Source organism: Rathayibacter sp. AY2B5 (assembly GCF_002931645.1).
Lineage (GTDB): Bacteria > Actinomycetota > Actinomycetes > Actinomycetales > Microbacteriaceae > Rathayibacter.
Genome location: NZ_PSUE01000011.1, coordinates 34948 through 50724, shown reverse-complemented (window position 1 = coordinate 50724; position 15777 = coordinate 34948). Strand labels below are relative to the sequence as shown.

Below are 15777 nucleotides of genomic sequence, written 5' to 3'. Positions count from 1 at the left end.
GCAACGGTAGAGGTCCGAACCGCTTGAGGGTCGCTGCTCTGCCGCTCGTCGCGGCGGAGGGGCTTCTCCCTCGACCCCGCCCCGGTGAACGGACCGGGTCGAGACCTTCGACGATGCGGCACAGCCGGGGATCCGCTCCCGCACGGTCCTCCCCCGTGGGACGCGCGCCCAGGACAAAACGCCGTCGACAGCTCTTTCCCGCGCCACTCGACGGTCCTCATAAGCTTTCGCAACTTCTGGTGCAGAGGTGTCGGAAAGATACGAACGCATCATGTCGCATCAGGCGCGAAAGGTTCGAAGAGCTCAGAGGTATTGAGGCCTCGGCCAGTTAATGCTTTAATCCACATCGAACCGGTTCGATGATCTATGCAGCACTGTGCGGACAGGTTCGACCAATCGCTCGATCAATGGAGATACAGCAGATGAACAGATCCATCGCTCTAAGCGAGACGCCTCCCACGGATGCCGACCGGCGACAGCGCCGTCGGATCCGCGGGCGTCGTGTCCTCGCAGCAGTCGTCTCAGCGGCGGTCGTCGCAGCGGGGAGCGTCCTCGCCGTGGGCGCTCCCGCGGAAGCGGCACCCGGAGCCGCAGCCACGCTCGTCGTGGAGGCCGACCAGCCCTTCCGTCCCGTCACTCACATGGCCAGCGGGTCCTTGTACGGACTGGCGAGCGCCGGCGTCCCCTCCCTCGACAAGATCCTCCCCATCAAGCCGCACACCTTCGTGCAGAAGCCCGAGGGGGGCACACAGCAGCCGACCGGTGACGCCCTGTCGGTCGCCGACACCGCGAAGTCGGCCGGTGCGGGCGTCGTCGTCCGCCTGGTGGACTACCTGCCCGGCTGGCCCTATCGATACGACAAGGCCTCCTGGCTCCCGGCCGTCGAGAAGATGGTCGAGGACACCCAGGCGTCCGGCAAGACGAACATCGTCGCCTATGCCATCTGGAACGAGCCCGATATCACCTGGCAGGCGCCGAACGGCTCCTTCTTCGATCTCTGGACCGAGACCTACCGTCTGATCCGCACCCTCGACCCCGAGATGCCTATCCAGGGCCCCGCCTACTCCGACAACATCACGAACATGCGCGCGTTCTACGAGCACGCGAAGGCGACCGACACCCTCCCGGACGTCCTCGAGTGGCACGAGCTGATCCGCTCCTCGAAGATCAAGGGCGACGTCGAGAAGGTCCGGGCCATCCTCGACGACCTCGACCTCCCCGAGCCGCCCATCGACATCACCGAGTACGCGGCACCCGCCGAGGTCGGCCTGTCCGGCCCGCTGGTCGGGTACATCGCGAAGCTCGAGCGCTACGGGATCACCCGCGCCGAGCTCCCGTTCTGGAACCAGTCGGGCGCCCTGGGCGACCTCCTCACCGGACGGAACGGCGACCCCAACGGCGCGTACTGGCTCTACACCTGGTACGCCCAGATGAGCGGCCAGATGGTGACCACCACGCCGCCGTCGAACGAGAGCCCGCTCGACGGCGCCGCCTCCGTCAGCGACGAGGGCGACGAAGTGCGCGTCATCGCCGGCGGCAACACCGGAGCCACGTCCATCAAGGTCAACGGGCTCGACGAGCTGTCGCTCGGCTCGAAGGTCGACGTCCAGGTGGACTTCACCGCCTCCTACGGCCGCACGGTGAAGACCGACGGCCCGGTCACCATCTCGAACACGACCTACGAGGTCGCCAGCGACGGATCGATCACGGTGCCCATCGTGATGAACCCGACCTACGGCTACCAGGTGATCGTCACCCCGGAGAAGAGCCCGACCAGCCTGGCGGGCGACTACACCGTGGACAACGCGAACTCCGGTCTGCAGCTCGCCACGCAGGGCGGCGCGACCGCGAACGGGACGCCGGTCGTCCAGGCCGACTCCGCGACCTCGACCGGACAAGCGTGGAGGATCACGGCAGCGGGCCAGGGCCTCTACCGCGTCATCCACACGCCCAGCGGACGCACCCTGACCATCGCCGGCGCCGCGACGTCCAACGGAGCAGCCGCGGTGATCGCCGACGCGAACGGCGGAGACGAGCAGCTCTGGCAGCTCATCCCCGACGGGAAGGGGAAGGTCCGCCTCGCGAACTACGCGACGGGCAAGACGCTCGGGGTCCTCAACCTGAGCAAGGACGCGGGCGCTGCGGTCATCCAGTGGTCCGACGGCGCACCGACCTCCAACTGCCAGGTCAGCGGAGCCCGCCAGCCGGGCAGGTTCGGCACGGCACTGGACTTCTGCAAGACGGCGTCGTACGGGTCGCTCCCCAGCGGAATCGTCAGCGGACTCACCGGCGACTGGTCGGTCTCGACCTGGATCAAGCCGGCGTCGCTGACGAACTACTCCCGCGTCTTCGACTTCGGCACGGGCCAGAACGTCAACATGTTCCTCACCCTCAACGCCGGGGGCGCCGGACCGCGGTTCGCCATCACGAACACCGGCGCCGGGGGCGAGCAGCGACTGACCTACGGCGGTCAGAACTTCCCGCTCAACCAGTGGTCGAACGTGGTCGTCACCGTCTCGGGCACGCAGGGCACGATGTACCTCAACGGCACGGTCGTCGCCACGAACCCGAACATGACGGTGAAGCCGTCGGCTCTCGGGAACACCAACCGGAACTACCTGGGCAAGTCGCAGTACGGGGACCCGGCCTACGACGGCGCGATCGACGACTTCGCCGTCTACGACCGGGCGCTGTCCGCGGCCGACGTGGCCGCTCTGGCCGGCGGCCGGGCGGCGGCGGGCACCGTCGCGCAGTACGCGTTCGACGAGGCGTCCGGAGCCGCGCTCCAGGACTCCTCGGGGAACAACCGGAACGGGACCATCGTGCTCGGAACCGACGGAGCCACCACCAGCACCGCGACCGACGCCCAGACCGCCGACCGGTTCTGGACGCTCACGCCGGTCGCCGTCGCCGACACGACCAAGCCGGCGGTCACGCTGGTGTCACCCACCACGGCCGGACCCTTCTCCGCACTGGCCGTTCAGGTCGATGCGACGGACGACCGCGGACTGAAGCGCATCGTGGCCAACATCTACAAGGACGGCAAGCTCGTCAAAAGCACGCAGTCCCCGGTCGCCGGTGGAGCGAGGACCGGATCGCACTCGGCCACGGTGCAGCTGCCCGACGGGAACTACACCGTCAAGTACAACGCGGAGGATCTCGCGGGCAACATCGCTCCCACGAAGACCTTCGCGGTGACGCTGGACAGCACGGCGCCGACGGCCACGGTCAAGACCGAGCCCTCCTTCACCACCGGTGAGAAGGGCGTCTACGACCAGGTGAGCTTCAAGCTGTACGACGCGGGCAGGATCGACAGGGCGGTCATCAACGGTCGCGTGAAGGATCTCACCGACAACGCGTGGTCCGACGTGAACTTCATCAAGCCGGGCGTCTTCGGCGCGGTCAAGGGTGCCAACACCATGGTCGTCCACGACGTCGCCGGGAACACCACCACCGTCCAGTTCACCCTGAACTGACCCGGACCTCGAGGCGCCCCGTATCCGTACGGGGCGCCTCGAGCGTGTGCGGGGCATGCCACGGCAGGGTGGGCACAGGGAAGGCGTCCCCCGCTCGGACCGGCAGCGGCCCCTGGATGCAGGAGCATGAGGTGCGACCGCCGCGTGCTCTCCTGCACCTGAGCGGAGAGCCGGCAGCAGTCCGACCGGTCCTCGCCGTCCGACAGCCTCCGAGGAGAACGACAGTGGCCACCATCGCAGACGTCGCCCGCGAAGCGGGCGTCTCCCGCAGCACCGCGTCCTACGCGTTCTCGGGCAACCGCCCGATCTCGGCCGAGGTGCGCCGGCGAGTGCTCGCTGCGGCTCGTCGCCTGGAGTTCACGCCCAACGCGGGCGCGCGATCGCTGGCGACCTCGCAGACCCGGGTCATCGGCCTGCTGGCGCAGTTCCTCGAGGACGAGTTCGCCCCCGCGATGCTGCAGTACACCCTCGGCGTCTCGAACATGGCCCGCGAGCTCGGATACGACATCCTGCTGGTCACCGACGCGGACGGCACGAGCGCACTGCGACGCATCAGCGACTCCCGCATGGTCGACGGGATCGTCCTGCTCAATGTCGCCGTGGACGATCCGCGGCTGGACATCCTGCGCAACGCCCGGCAGCCCGGCGCCCTCGTCGGCCTGCCGAGGGACTGCTCCGGCGTCGACGTCTTCGACCTCGACTTCGAGGAGACCGGTCGCGCGATGATCGACCACTTCCACGCCCTCGGGCATCGGGAGCTCGTGCTCGTGTCCCCGCCCCAGCACGTCGTCGATCGCGGCGGCGCCTACGTCTGGCGCCTGCAGGACGCCGCTCTCCAGGCCGCCGATGCCCACGGCATCCGACTGCACACGTCGTTCGCGCCCTCCACCCAGCCGGACGTCGGCCGAGCGCTCGGAGATCTGCTCGACGCGCACCCTCGGGCGACGGGGCTGCTCGTCAACAACGAAGCGGCCGCAGCGGCACTTCCGAGCGTTCTGGGAGCACGGAGCACGAGGAGCCCGGAGGACGTCTCCGTGCTCGGCCGGTTCTCGGAGGAGTTCGCGCGCACCTTCTCGCTCCCCTACTCCTTCGTGGAGAGCGCACCCGACCGGCTCGGGAGCATGGCGGTGCGTCAGCTCGTCCGCCGGATCGAAGGCGCGACGGACACCGAGGAGGCGTACGTCGTGCGCCTCCTCGGCCCTGAGATCGTCGAACGTGGCAGCACGGCGCCTCCGCGTCCGGCTCCCGCGGCCTGAGCGGACGACCTCGCCCGGGGGCCCTCCGTCCACCCGGGACCACGACCACGAGGCGTCGGCAGCGGACCGCAGGAGGGCGTCGGGACCCCGGAGTCCGGCAGCAGTCGCGACCAGCGAGAGCATCAGCCGCGGATTCAGAGGTCGTCGAGAACCTCCCGAAGGATGCGGGTCAGCGCTGTCGTCCTCTCGTGGTTGGTGGCCGATCCGAACGTGTAGTGGGGCATCCTCCTCACGAACGACCGGGCGTCGGGTCCGAGGGCCTTCTCCAGTGCTTCGGCGATCCGGGTGTCCGGTCCTGTGCCCGACAGCCATTCGAACGCGGCGTCGCCCATGCCGACCACCACCGGCGTCCGGCCGTCGGCTCCTTCGCGACAGGTGGTCAGCTCCCAGGTCAGCAGCTCGGCGCAGCGTTCGACGTGGTCCCTGCCCGCCTGCTGCTCGTCGCGCAGAGTCGTCCGAAGAGCCCCCGCGTCACGGGTCGGAACCAGTTTGAAGACGTCCGACATGTAGGCGACAGGCGCACTCGAGTCGAGGACCTCGTCGTAGGCGGCGCGCACACTGTTCCGGAGTGCGCCGTCGCCCCGATGACCGGGCGAATGGAAGGTCTGCCAGAACGTCGGGTCGGAGGGAGGGTTCTTCCCGCCCCAGTTGATCGCGAACAGCACGACGGATGTCGTCATGGGCTGCAGCTCGACGAACTCCTCGGGACTGCTCGCCGTGACGGGGCCGGCCAGGTCACCGCGCTCGCCCCACCTCGCCCAGGACGTCGCGTGCCCGAGCTTCCAGCCCCCTCCCTCGACATCGGGATGGCTGATGTCCTCGTCACGCAGGGCCTGGTACGTGGCGTAATCGACAGGCGGGAAGCTCATAGCGGTCCTCTCGGGGCTGCAGGGCCCTGCCTCGGTGGCAGGAGGAGGGCGTGAGACCGGGCGTCTCGATCCAGAGGCTATCGAGACAGTGGTCTTATCCGTCCCTCGTTCTCGAGTCCCTCCGGAGCGTCGTGCCGACCTCCGATCGGCGGAACGGTCGACGGCCTTCCGGCACCACGAGCACGGGCCGGGCGGACGACAGGTCTCGCTCGACGCAGCGGCTCGCGCCCCGCCGTCGCGATCGCCACCGCCCGCTGGACCAGTACCCTGTCGCCCCGCACCGCGTGGACCATCACCACCGCGACCGCCGCCGCGGGAACCCTGGGCCTGGCGCTCGCCGCCGGCACGCCGTCCGCCCTCGCGGCCTGCCTGCTCTTCGGATGGGGATGCACCGCCGCCACCGGGTCGCTCATCGCCTGGACCGCCGCTCTCGACTCGGACCGCGCGGCGACCGGCACGGCCCTGCTCTTCGTGGTGCTGATCGCCGGACAGGCCGTGGGCGCAGTGGGGCTCGGAGCGCTGCTCGACGGGCTGGGCACGATGGTGGCCTTCGCCGCCGCTGCTGTCGTGACGGCAGCCGCCGGAATCACCCGCCGCCAGAAGTCGCCGAATGATCGGCTGTCGGCACGGTCGTCCGGTTCGTAGTGTCGGACGTATGGATCCGCGACCGCTTCCCGTTGTCGGCGCCCCGGCCACGCGTGCGCTCGAGGACACGGGCGTGCACGATCTGGACGACGTGAGGCGGGTGGGTCTCGACCGTCTCGGAACCCTCCACGGAGTCGGGCCGAAGGCGCTCCGGCTCCTCCAGCAGGCCCTCGACGCGGACGATCCCGCTCCGTAGCGATCCCTTCCCTGCACGGTCGCCTCGACCCGGAATGGTCGGAGGCTCGGCGTGCCGGTTCCCGGGGGCGATCCGACCGCGGAGGCGGCCGCCGGGGGAACGGTGGTCGGATGAACCAGGAGGCGCGATGAAGATCATGCTCGTGATGCGGTCCGACGGCAGCTACGCCGGGGGCGATGCGCCCGAGGACTACGCGGCCTGGGCGGACTACGACGCGTCGCTGAAGGCGGACGGCGTCCTCGTCGACTCCGGACGCTTCGCCGACGCCTCCGGGGACGTCTCCGTCGAGACGGATCTGACCGTGGCGGGCAGAGAAAGCGGCACTCCGGCCCCTTCCCGAGCGGAGGAGCGGTCAGCCCTCGTCGGCTACTACCTGCTCGACTGCCCGACCCGGGACGACGCCGTGCGGTACGCCCGACGCGCCCCCCTCTACGGCTCGGTCGAGGTGCACGAGCAGGCGCAGTACTGAGCCCAGCTCTGCGGGCGCTCGCGGCGGCCTCGGGCGGATGATGGTCGGGTGAACCGCACCGATCGTCTGTACGGGCTCGTCGAGGAGCTGCGGGCGGTCTCGCCCCGGCCGCGGAGCGCGCGCCGTCTCGCCGAGCGGTTCGAGGTGTCGGTGCGGACCATCGAGCGGGACCTGTCCGCGCTGCAGCAGGCGGGTCTGCCGATCTGGGCGGAGCCCGGCCGCACGGGCGGCTACGTCATCGACGCGTCCGCGACCCTCGGGCCGGCCGGATTCACGGTGGAGGAGGCCGTCGCCGTGCTGATCGGCCTCAGCGCGCTGCAGCGCAGTCCGTTCCGGCAGGCAGCCAGGACCGCTGCCCGGAAGACGCTCGCGGTCCTGCCGGACGACGTGGCCGCCCGCGCCGGCGCGGTCGCCTCCCGGGTGCACTTCCTCGAGAGCGAGGAGGAGGCGGTCGTCCCGGCGGAGTTCGCGACGGCCCTCCGAGCGGATCGTGTCGTCCGGCTCCGCTACCGCGACAGCAGCGGCGCGGAATCGGTCCGAGACGTCGAACCGCTCGGCTCGATCGGGAAGGAGGAGCACTGGTACCTGATCGCGTGGTGCCGGCTGCGGGAGGGGGTCAGGGCGTTCCGCGGCGACCGGATGCTGTCTGTCGAGGTGACCGACGAGCGGCCTCCGCAGCGCACCCTGCGAGCCGAGGACCTCGCGCTCCAGTACGGACGGCTGCGGTCCGTCGTCGACGACTGACCTGCTCCGGGGACGGCCGCCGCGGACCTCGCGGAGTCGCGGACGATCTGCGGAAACACCGACAGGACGGTGTCGCGACGACCGGCGAGCCTGGTGCCATCACCTCATCCCGGCCCTGAAGGAGCCCCATGTCGTTCACCTCCCTCCGCATTGTCACCGACGACCTCGACGGCCTCGTCGCCTTCTACGAGCAGGTCGTCGGCCGACCGGCCGAGCGCCCGGCGCCGGTCTTCGCGCAGTTCACGGGAGCGGGCGCGACCCTCGCGATCGCCCGCACCTCGACGGTCGCGATGCTCGACGGCGCCGTCGTCCCCGCGTCGAACCGCTCCGTCCTTCTCGAGTTCGAGGTGCCCGACGTCGACCGCGCCTTCGCCGAGCTCGCACACCGGAGCGAGGACGTGGTGCTCCCGCCGAGCACCATGCCGTGGGGCAACCGCTCCGCCCTCGTCCGCGACCCGGACGGGAACGTCGTCAATCTGTTCAGCAGGCCCGCCGGCTGATCGGGCGCACTCCGTCGGTCCGAGCACGCCCATGCCTGGCCGGTGGGACCCGACGGGGATCGCGGAGACCACCGGGGATCCTCTCTCGCGACGCGATCCTCCCGAGCGGGCGTGGCGTCGGGCCGAGCGCGATCGGTCTGCGGGTCGCAGGCGGGAGCACGGCGACTCCGTCCAGCGTGACGTCCCGACCGCACTCCGACCGGCGAGACGGCCACCCGCCGCCGGTGTCCTCGGCGGTACCCTCGCGGCATGACCTTCGTGAACGTCGGCACCCTCGGGGCCGTCCCCGGCAGACGCGACGAGCTCGTCGCCGTCCTCACCGAGCACAACGACGACCTCGTCGACGCCGGCTGCCTGCTCTACGAGGTCGGGGTCGACGACGAGCAGCCTGACACCGTCTTCGTCGTCGAGCTGTGGGAGAGCGCCGAGGCGCATCGGGCCTCCCTCGCCCTCCCCCGGGTCCAGGCCGCGATCGCGACGGCGCGCCCGCTGCTCAGCGGCGCCTTCGGCGGCTACCGCTTCGACGCAGCAGGCTCTCCCCTCCGAAGCTGACTCGCACCGAAAACGGGCGGGTCGACGGTACAAGCCGACCTGGAGGGAGCGGGCCGTCCGTCAACGGAAGACCTCTTCCTCTCCCGCCACCTCGACACCTCGAAGCGGAGCACCGTGATCAGCACGTTCCTCGTCGACCACGCCGCGCTCGTCCCGATCGCCTTCTGGATCGCGGTCGCGGTGGTCACGGCGATCGCCTGGCTGCTGCACCGGCGCGGCGCGGAAAGGTCTCTTCTCGTCCTCGCCGCGCTCGCCTTCGTCGTGGGGATCGCGCTGACCGTGTATCCGCCCGACGGGACGCCGCGGGTCTTCTGCACCGTGCAGTTGTCGGTGCCGTTCGACGGCATCGACACCCTCGCGAACATCGCGCTCCTGCTCCCCGGGGCCCTGCTGCTCGCGGTCGCGGTCGGCCGGCCCCTGCTCGTCGCCGCCGCCGTCTCCGGCCTGTCCGCCCTGATCGAGGTGGTCCAGGCGTGCGTTCCGGCGATCGGCCGCTCCTGCGACACGAACGACTGGTTCATGAACACCATCGGCGCACTCCTCGCCGCGTTCCTCGCGGCCCTGATCCTCAGAGGGGAGAAGCGGCGCGGGCGTCGGCGAATGGTCCGCTGACACCGCCTGTCACGTCGCCCTGCTCTCGGCCGGGTGTCTCGGCGGCCGACATCAGCACGGGTCCGTCGATCCACGTCCCTGTGACGCGGACCTGCTCAGAGGACGGCCGACGCCACGGGTGCCGTCTCGGCGACGCCGAGGACGACCGGGCGTCACCGGGTGCCGCGGTCGCGTCTGTCGACCGCCCCAGGAGCTGTCAAGTCTCTCCCCCGTCGGCCTCGGCGCTGCGCACGCTGGGGGCATGAAGCATCTCCTCTTCGCGAACAAGACGATGCTGGTCGGAGACGACGCGGCGGACGCTCTGGTCGAGTACGGCGTCGCCCTCGCCGTGAGCAGCACGGCGGACCGCGTGGAGTACACCGGCATCGGCGGCGACGGCGGCACCGTGCAGGCGGTGTTCCTGCTCAACGCCGGCGCCGCCCTGGTCGCCGAGACCACTCCCTCCGATCTCCCGGAGCCGGACAACACGGCCGAGGTCGCCCGCATCCGCGAACGCACCAGGACGCTCACGGGAGTGTTCCCCGTGCAGCCGAGCGAGGACGACATCACCTTCGACGTCGAGCTCGAGCACGAGCACGGCTTCGGACACTGACCGGCCCGCCCATGCCCTCCCTCCACGCCCCCTGGCCGACGCTCTGACCGGGGACACGGACGACGCCGAGGTCCGTCGCTGGGCGGCGTCCCGCGCCCCGCTCACGCCGGGGACGATCGCCGTGCTGCAGGCCGTCGGCTTCATCAGCGCAGCGCAGCGGGTCCCCGCCGACACGGCCCTCGCTCTCCTGCTGACGGCGGCGGAGGACGACCGGCGCGATCCGCCCGACGTGGCTCGCGATGTCCTCGCGCGCCGCCATCCCCTGGCCGATCCCGGTGACGATCGCGGCGCGTCGGGGACCCCGTGATCACCGCCCTTCGGGAGCCGTGGTCGGTCCGCCGCCGGGGGCGCTGTCTCCCGAGTCCGCGACGTGAAGTGCACCGCGCGCCGCCCGCCCCGCCCGCTGGATGCGCGCCCGCACCAGCCGCTGCAGCAGCGCGGGGTAGAGCTGGACGGCGATCGTCGACCCGAGCAGCCAGGCCGCGCCGCCCGTCGCACCCGTGACCGTCGCGGCGAGGGCGAGCGCGACTCCGACGGCCGTGCACGCGAGGTGCACCGCCTCGGAGCGGCGGGTGTGCTGATCGAGTGCGGCCAGCCCCGCGCGCGTGCCGTCGAAGCCGCGCTCCCGGGTGACGAGGCGGTTCCACCCGACGATGTCGAGCAGCCGGCCGAAGACGCCGACACCGAGCGCGCGCAGCAGCGCCGGCTCGCGGCGACCCACGTCGAACCAGGACTGCTCGAGCGGACGCGTGCGCGCACCGAAGGTCAGGGCCGCCCAGCTGGTGAGGACCACCTGCGCGACCGCGGCGAAGACCGGATGCGAGGGTCCGATCGCGGTCCAGCCGGCCGCGAGGAGGGCGGCCGCGAGGACGGTGGCGACGAGGATCCCGATCACGTCCGCTCCCTCCTGCTCGTGCTGCGGTGCTCGAGGCCAGTCCAGCAGATCCGCGGCATCCGTGCGCCGAGTCCTCCTCCGGACGCCCCGCGCCGGGCATCCACCGCCTACTCGGCAGCGCTTCCTTGACACCGCCGCCGGCCGGTCACCATCATGCAGTCACGACCGGCGGCGGCGCGCCACCGGCGTCCCGACAGGAACGGTGCACCGATGCCCACCATGCTCTTCGTCAACCTGGCCGTCGCCGATCTCGCCCGGGCGAGGGCCTTCTACGAGTCGCTCGGCTACTCGATCAACGAGGGCTTCAGCGACGAGAACGCCGTCAGCGTGGTGATCAGCGACACGATCACCGCGATGCTGCTCACGCGGGAGTTCTTCGCCGAGTTCACCAGCAAGCCGATCATCGACGCCACCACCTCGACCGAGGTGCAGCTCGCCCTCAGCGCCGACAGCAGGGAGGAGGTCGACACCCTCCACGGCAGGGCCCTCGCCGCAGGCGCGACCCCGGCCGGCGAGCAGGACCACGGTTTCATGTACTCGAAGAGCTTCGACGACCTCGACGGCCACCACTGGGACTTCGTCTGGATGGACCCGGCGGCCGCGGCGGGCGGTGCGCCGGAGCTGTCCGTCGAGGAGATCCGGGCGAACACGACGCACAGCTGAGGCACGACCCGCGGACTCCGAGCGGTCGACGTCCACGACCCGCGACAGCACCCCTCGCAGTCACACTCCGTCACGATCCGGCGCGCACTCCCCTCGGCCTGACAGGCTCCCGGCATCCGCCTTCAGGGCGTCTGGACAGGAGCACACCGTGACGATCACTGCACCGGCGACCACCGCGACCACCGCTGCGGCGACCACAGCGACCACTGCGGCGAGCGCCGCGACCTCGACCCCGGCGTCCGAAGACCGTGCCTCCGCGGCCGCCGGCTTCACCACGCGCCAGGTGCACGCCGGTGCCGCGCCCGACGGCGCCCACGGGGCGCGCGTCACTCCCGTGCACCTCAGCGCCGGCTTCGTGTTCGACAGCTTCGAGCACGCCCGCGAGCGGTTCGCCGGCGAGGACGAGGGCTACCTCTACACCCGCAACGGGAACCCGACCACCGAGGAGGTCGAGCGTCGGCTCGCCGATCTCGAGGGCGGCGCCGAGGCGATCCTGGTGGCGAGCGGCCAGGCGGCCACCGCCTCCGCTCTCCTGGGGATCCTGCAGGCCGGCGACCGGGTGCTCTCGTCGCGCCGCTTGTACGAGGGCAACCGCGGGCTGCTGGTGCAGAACTTCGGTCGGCTCGGGATCGGCGTGGACTTCGTCGACGACGCGTCGGACCTCGGCGAGTGGGAGCGGCGGATCGGGCCCGACACCCGGGTCCTCTTCGGCGAGCCGATCCCGAACCCGAAGAACGATCTGCTGGACCTCCCGGCGCTGGCCGCGATCGCGCATCGGCACGGGCTGCCGTTCGTGGTCGACAACACGCTCGCGACCCCGTACCTCCTCCGCCCGATCGAGCACGGGGCCGACGTGGTCGTGCACTCGACCAGCAAGTTCCTCGCCGGACACGGCTCCGCCCTCGGCGGCGTGATCGTCGACGCCGGCACGTTCGACTGGGCGGCGCGCCCCGCGCTCTTCCCGCACCTCAACCAGGAGGAGCGGTCGTTCGGCGGCCGCAGCTGGACCGAGCAGCACGGCCGGCGCGCCTTCGTCTCGTACACGCGGGACATCGTGGTCTCCCGCCTCGGACCGACGCCGTCACCGCTGAACTCCTTCCTGCTGCGGCAGGGCGTCGAGACGCTGTCGCTGCGGGTCGAGCGCCACTCGGCGAACGCCCTCGCCGTCGCCCGCTTCCTCGAGGGGCGGCCCGAGGTCGTGTCGGTCGACTACTCCGGCCTGGAGTCGAGCCCGTCGTTCGCCCTCGCGCAGCGCCTGCTCCCCCGCGGGCAGGGCTCCGTCTTCTCCTTCACCGTGGCCGGAGGCGAGGCGGGCGCGGCCGCCTTCATCGACGCCGTCGAGCTGTTCAGCCACATGACCCACCTCGGCGACGTGCGCTCGCTGGTGCTGCATCCCGCGTCGACCACCCACGCCGGACGCACCCCCGCCGAGCGCGCCGCCGCCGGGATCCACCCCGGGCTCCTCCGGCTGTCGATCGGGATCGAGGACGTCGACGACCTCCTCCGCGACCTCGAACGCGGGCTCGCCGCGGTGCGCGCACGCGCCCTCCCCGCGCTCGCGGAGGTGTGAGCGTGGCGCGCCGTCAGCACTTCGGCTGGTTCTTCTCCCGGGGCTTCGGACCGCAGGGATGGGGGCACCCCTACCGGGAGTGGAACCACGACTGGACGAAGCCCGGCCTCTACCAGCAGTCGGCCCGCGAGCTGGAGCAGGCCGGCTTCGAGCTGATCGTGATGGAGGACGCCGTCTCGCTCGGCTCCCCGGAGACGCTCGACCTGCGGGTGCGGGGAGCGTACGGCGGGCCGAAGCACGATCCGCTCCTCCTGGCGCCGTACCTGTTCGCGGCGACCGAGCGGATCGGGCTGGCGCCGACGATCAACGCCGGCATCACGCCCCCGTACCTCGCCGCCCGGCAGGCGGCGACGCTGCAGCACCTCAGCTCCGACCGCTTCGGGATCAACCTGGTCACCGACGTCGGCAGCGCCCGCCACGTGGGCCTGGAGCCGCTGTCGCACGACGCGGCCTACGACCGGGCGGACGAGTGGATGGCGGTCGTCCGCCGGCTCTGGCACAGCTGGGGCGAGGGCGCGCTGATCGCCGACCCCGGGTCGGGCCGCTACGCCGACGGCACCCGGATCGACGCGTTCCGGCACCGCGGGGAGCACTTCCACGTGGACGGACCCCTGAACGCCGTCCCCTTCGCGAACGGCGACCCGATCGTCGTCTCCCCCGGCGGGTCTCCGCGCGGCCTGGCCTTCGCCGGCACGCAGTCGGACGTGCAGCTCGCGCTCGCCCCTCTGGAGGCCCGGGCGGTGCGCGACTACCGGGCGCGCGTGCTCGCCGCGGCCGAGCAGCACGGGCGGACGGCGGACGACCTGCGCGTGCTCTTCGTCGTGAAGCCCGAGATCGTGTCGAGCCCGGAGGAGGCCGCGCGCGTCGTCGAGGCGTCGCGCCACCCCGACGAGGACGCGCTGCGGCGGATCGCGCTCGGCTGGTCGAGCGACCTGGAGACCGACCTCACCGGGCTGGACCTGGACCTCCCCGTCCCGCGGTCGGTGTTCGGCGAGCACGTCTCGCACGGCACCATCGCCGGCCTGTACGGCGGCACGGAGGACGCTCCGCTGCGGGAGCTGCTCACCAGGAAGGCGCGCAAGGGCCGCGTCGCCGAGCGCGCCGGCTTCGTCGGCACCGCGGAGGAGTTCGCCGACTTCGTCGAGGAGCTCGGCGACGACGGCGGCAGCGACGGGCTCCTCCTCTCCGGGGACCTGCACCCGGTCACCCTGCACCGGATGCTCGACGACCTCGTCCCCGTCCTGCGCCGCCGCGGGATCCTCCGCGACGAGCTCGCTCCCGGCGGGACCCGCGCCAACCTCTTCGGGACGTAGGGGGGGGTCCGCCCCGTCTCACTCCGGATCCTGCGCCCGGCCGGGCACCGGGCGGAAGAACCCGTGCTCGATCTCGTGGGCGAGCTGCACAGCCTCGACACGCGAGGCCGCCCGGTCCACCGCCGGCGGCCCGGCCTCATCGGGGGTGCAGAGGGAGCGGAGGCGCTGAAGGACGGCTCCTCGCCACTGTCGTGCGATGCCGCCCGCCTCGGTGCTCCGCCGTCCTACCTCGTCGAGTCCCCGCGAAGGCGCTCCGCCGTTCACACGGCGGCCCGCACGGCTTCGAGCGTCTCGAGGAGGAGGGGACGCGGCATGGCGAAGACGAGACGCACGTGGTCGGCGTATCCGGCGCCGCACAGGCGTCCGGAGGTGAGCGTCACTCCCGCCTCGCGCTGCAGGTGCTGCGCGGGATCGGCGAGGCCGAGAGCACCCAGGTCGAACCAGGCGAGATACGTCGCCTCCGGGGTGCGGTGCCCGATCCGGGGCAGCTCGGAGGCGAGGAAGTCGGCGATGAGGCGCCGGTTGCCGTCGAGGTAGTCGACGACCTCGTCGAGCCACGCTCCGCCCTCCCGGTAGGCGGCCGTCGAGGCGATCACGCCGAGATTCGAAGCACCGTGCTGCACCGCGAACCCGAAGCGCGAGTAGACGTCCTCGTCTGCGTCATTCGTGGTGATCAGCTGCGCGGCCTTCAGGCCGGGGATGTTCCACGCCTTCGAGGCGCTCGTTCCGGTGACGGAATGCCGGGCGGCCTCCTCCGAGACCGAGGCGTAAGGGATGTGGGGGACGCCGTCGAACCGCAGCGGCGCGTGGATCTCGTCGGCGAAGACCCGCCCGCCGTGGCGCTCGACGACAGCGGCGAGACCTTCGAGCTCGGACCGTGGCAGGACCGAGCCCGTCGGGTTGTGCGGATTGCAGAGCACCAGGGTGCCCGCTCCCTGCGCGAAGGCCGCATCGATCCCGTCGAGGTCGTGCTCCCAGCGGCGGTCGACGATCGTTCCCGGGACCTCGATCACCTCGCGTCCGATGGCCGACAGGTAGGTGAGGAACGGCATGTAAGCGGGGGTAGGCACGATCACCGGTGAGCCGGGGCGGGAGAACTCGGTGACGGCCACTCCGAGCGCGGCCATGACATCCGAGACGGAGTGCACGCGGGCGGGGTCGACCGTCCACGCGTACTGCTCAGCGAGGTACTCCGCGGCGGCCTCGCCCAGCTCGCCCGCAGTCGAGGGGGACAGATAGCCCAGCACGTCGCCGGCCACGGCGTCGTGCAGTGCCCTCCGAACGGCCGGCGCCGTACCGAAGTCCATCTCGGCGACCCAGGCTCCGATGGTGCCGGGGCGGAGGCTCCACTTGCGGCTCGTCGGGCGGTCGAGTCGTTCGCGCGTGAGCGAGTCGAACAGGTGCATGGGAGTCCTCGGGGAAGCG

At 71.5% G+C, this 15777-nt stretch carries 17 protein-coding genes; 14 read left to right on the top strand and 3 right to left on the bottom strand.

The features are described 5' to 3' along the window. Positions 1-641 precede the first annotated feature (641 nt). Both C5C30_RS09105 and C5C30_RS09100 read left to right on the top strand, forming a co-directional pair. The gene (locus tag C5C30_RS09105) at positions 642-3476 is read left to right on the top strand and encodes a LamG-like jellyroll fold domain-containing protein (protein WP_219827788.1); all 2835 of its coding nucleotides are present in this window, start codon (positions 642-644) and stop codon (positions 3474-3476) included. A 224-nt stretch (positions 3477-3700) separates the two neighbouring features. Continuing rightward, positions 3701-4732, top strand: a complete 1032-nt coding sequence (locus tag C5C30_RS09100; RefSeq protein WP_104223262.1) for a LacI family DNA-binding transcriptional regulator — start codon at positions 3701-3703, stop codon at positions 4730-4732. Positions 4733-4866: 134 nt separating this feature from the next. On the opposite strand, the gene C5C30_RS09095 is transcribed toward C5C30_RS09100, so the two are convergent. After that, a complete protein-coding gene (locus C5C30_RS09095; RefSeq protein ID WP_104223263.1) occupies positions 4867-5601 on the bottom strand; it encodes a hypothetical protein in 735 nt (244 codons plus the stop codon). Between the two features lie 471 nt (positions 5602-6072). On the opposite strand from C5C30_RS09095, the gene C5C30_RS17665 reads away from it, so the two are divergent. The 9 genes from C5C30_RS17665 to C5C30_RS09055 all read left to right on the top strand — a co-directional run bounded on the left by C5C30_RS17665 (position 6073) and on the right by C5C30_RS09055 (position 10218). After that, on the top strand, positions 6073-6246 hold the full coding sequence (locus tag C5C30_RS17665) for a hypothetical protein (protein ID WP_181069175.1): 174 nt from the start codon (positions 6073-6075) through the stop codon (positions 6244-6246). A gap of 73 nt (positions 6247-6319) precedes the next feature. Continuing rightward, complete coding sequence (locus C5C30_RS18025; protein WP_258065861.1) at positions 6320-6442, top strand: hypothetical protein; 123 nt, start codon at positions 6320-6322, stop codon at positions 6440-6442. Positions 6443-6569: 127 nt separating this feature from the next. After that, positions 6570-6911 carry a YciI family protein gene (locus C5C30_RS09085; protein ID WP_181131524.1) on the top strand — a complete coding sequence of 114 codons (342 nt, stop codon included), beginning with the start codon at positions 6570-6572 and terminating at the stop codon, positions 6909-6911. A 48-nt stretch (positions 6912-6959) separates the two neighbouring features. Continuing rightward, complete coding sequence (locus C5C30_RS09080; protein WP_104262256.1) at positions 6960-7655, top strand: YafY family protein; 696 nt, start codon at positions 6960-6962, stop codon at positions 7653-7655. Between the two features lie 128 nt (positions 7656-7783). Beyond that, positions 7784-8155, top strand: coding sequence for a VOC family protein (locus C5C30_RS09075; protein WP_104333575.1), 372 nt, complete (start codon positions 7784-7786; stop codon positions 8153-8155). Positions 8156-8404: 249 nt separating this feature from the next. Continuing rightward, positions 8405-8707: a putative quinol monooxygenase gene (locus C5C30_RS09070; RefSeq protein ID WP_104226533.1), complete on the top strand. Its 303-nt coding sequence runs from the start codon at positions 8405-8407 to the stop codon at positions 8705-8707. Between the two features lie 114 nt (positions 8708-8821). After that, positions 8822-9319, top strand: a complete 498-nt coding sequence (locus C5C30_RS09065) for a VanZ family protein (RefSeq protein ID WP_181074552.1) — start codon at positions 8822-8824, stop codon at positions 9317-9319. Positions 9320-9560: 241 nt separating this feature from the next. Next, complete coding sequence (locus C5C30_RS09060; RefSeq protein WP_104317858.1) at positions 9561-9911, top strand: hypothetical protein; 351 nt, start codon at positions 9561-9563, stop codon at positions 9909-9911. Between the two features lie 121 nt (positions 9912-10032). Further along, the gene (locus C5C30_RS09055) at positions 10033-10218 is read left to right on the top strand and encodes a hypothetical protein (RefSeq protein ID WP_104233977.1); all 186 of its coding nucleotides are present in this window, start codon (positions 10033-10035) and stop codon (positions 10216-10218) included. On the opposite strand, the gene C5C30_RS09050 is transcribed toward C5C30_RS09055, so the two are convergent. After that, complete coding sequence (locus C5C30_RS09050; RefSeq protein WP_104333574.1) at positions 10219-10806, bottom strand: hypothetical protein; 588 nt, start codon at positions 10804-10806, stop codon at positions 10219-10221. 210 nt (positions 10807-11016) lie between these two features. Here C5C30_RS09050 and C5C30_RS09045 point away from each other — a divergent pair, with 210 nt between their 5' ends. The 3 genes from C5C30_RS09045 to C5C30_RS09030 all read left to right on the top strand — a co-directional run bounded on the left by C5C30_RS09045 (position 11017) and on the right by C5C30_RS09030 (position 14352). Further along, a complete protein-coding gene (locus tag C5C30_RS09045) occupies positions 11017-11469 on the top strand; it encodes a VOC family protein (protein ID WP_104238888.1) in 453 nt (150 codons plus the stop codon). A gap of 283 nt (positions 11470-11752) precedes the next feature. Continuing rightward, complete coding sequence (locus C5C30_RS09035) at positions 11753-13039, top strand: O-acetylhomoserine aminocarboxypropyltransferase/cysteine synthase family protein (protein ID WP_104247137.1); 1287 nt, start codon at positions 11753-11755, stop codon at positions 13037-13039. A 2-nt stretch (positions 13040-13041) separates the two neighbouring features. Next, positions 13042-14352, top strand: a complete 1311-nt coding sequence (locus C5C30_RS09030) for an LLM class flavin-dependent oxidoreductase (RefSeq protein ID WP_104268974.1) — start codon at positions 13042-13044, stop codon at positions 14350-14352. 260 nt (positions 14353-14612) lie between these two features. On the opposite strand, the gene C5C30_RS09025 is transcribed toward C5C30_RS09030, so the two are convergent. Further along, positions 14613-15758: a MalY/PatB family protein gene (locus C5C30_RS09025; protein ID WP_104333572.1), complete on the bottom strand. Its 1146-nt coding sequence runs from the start codon at positions 15756-15758 to the stop codon at positions 14613-14615. Positions 15759-15777 lie beyond the last annotated feature (19 nt).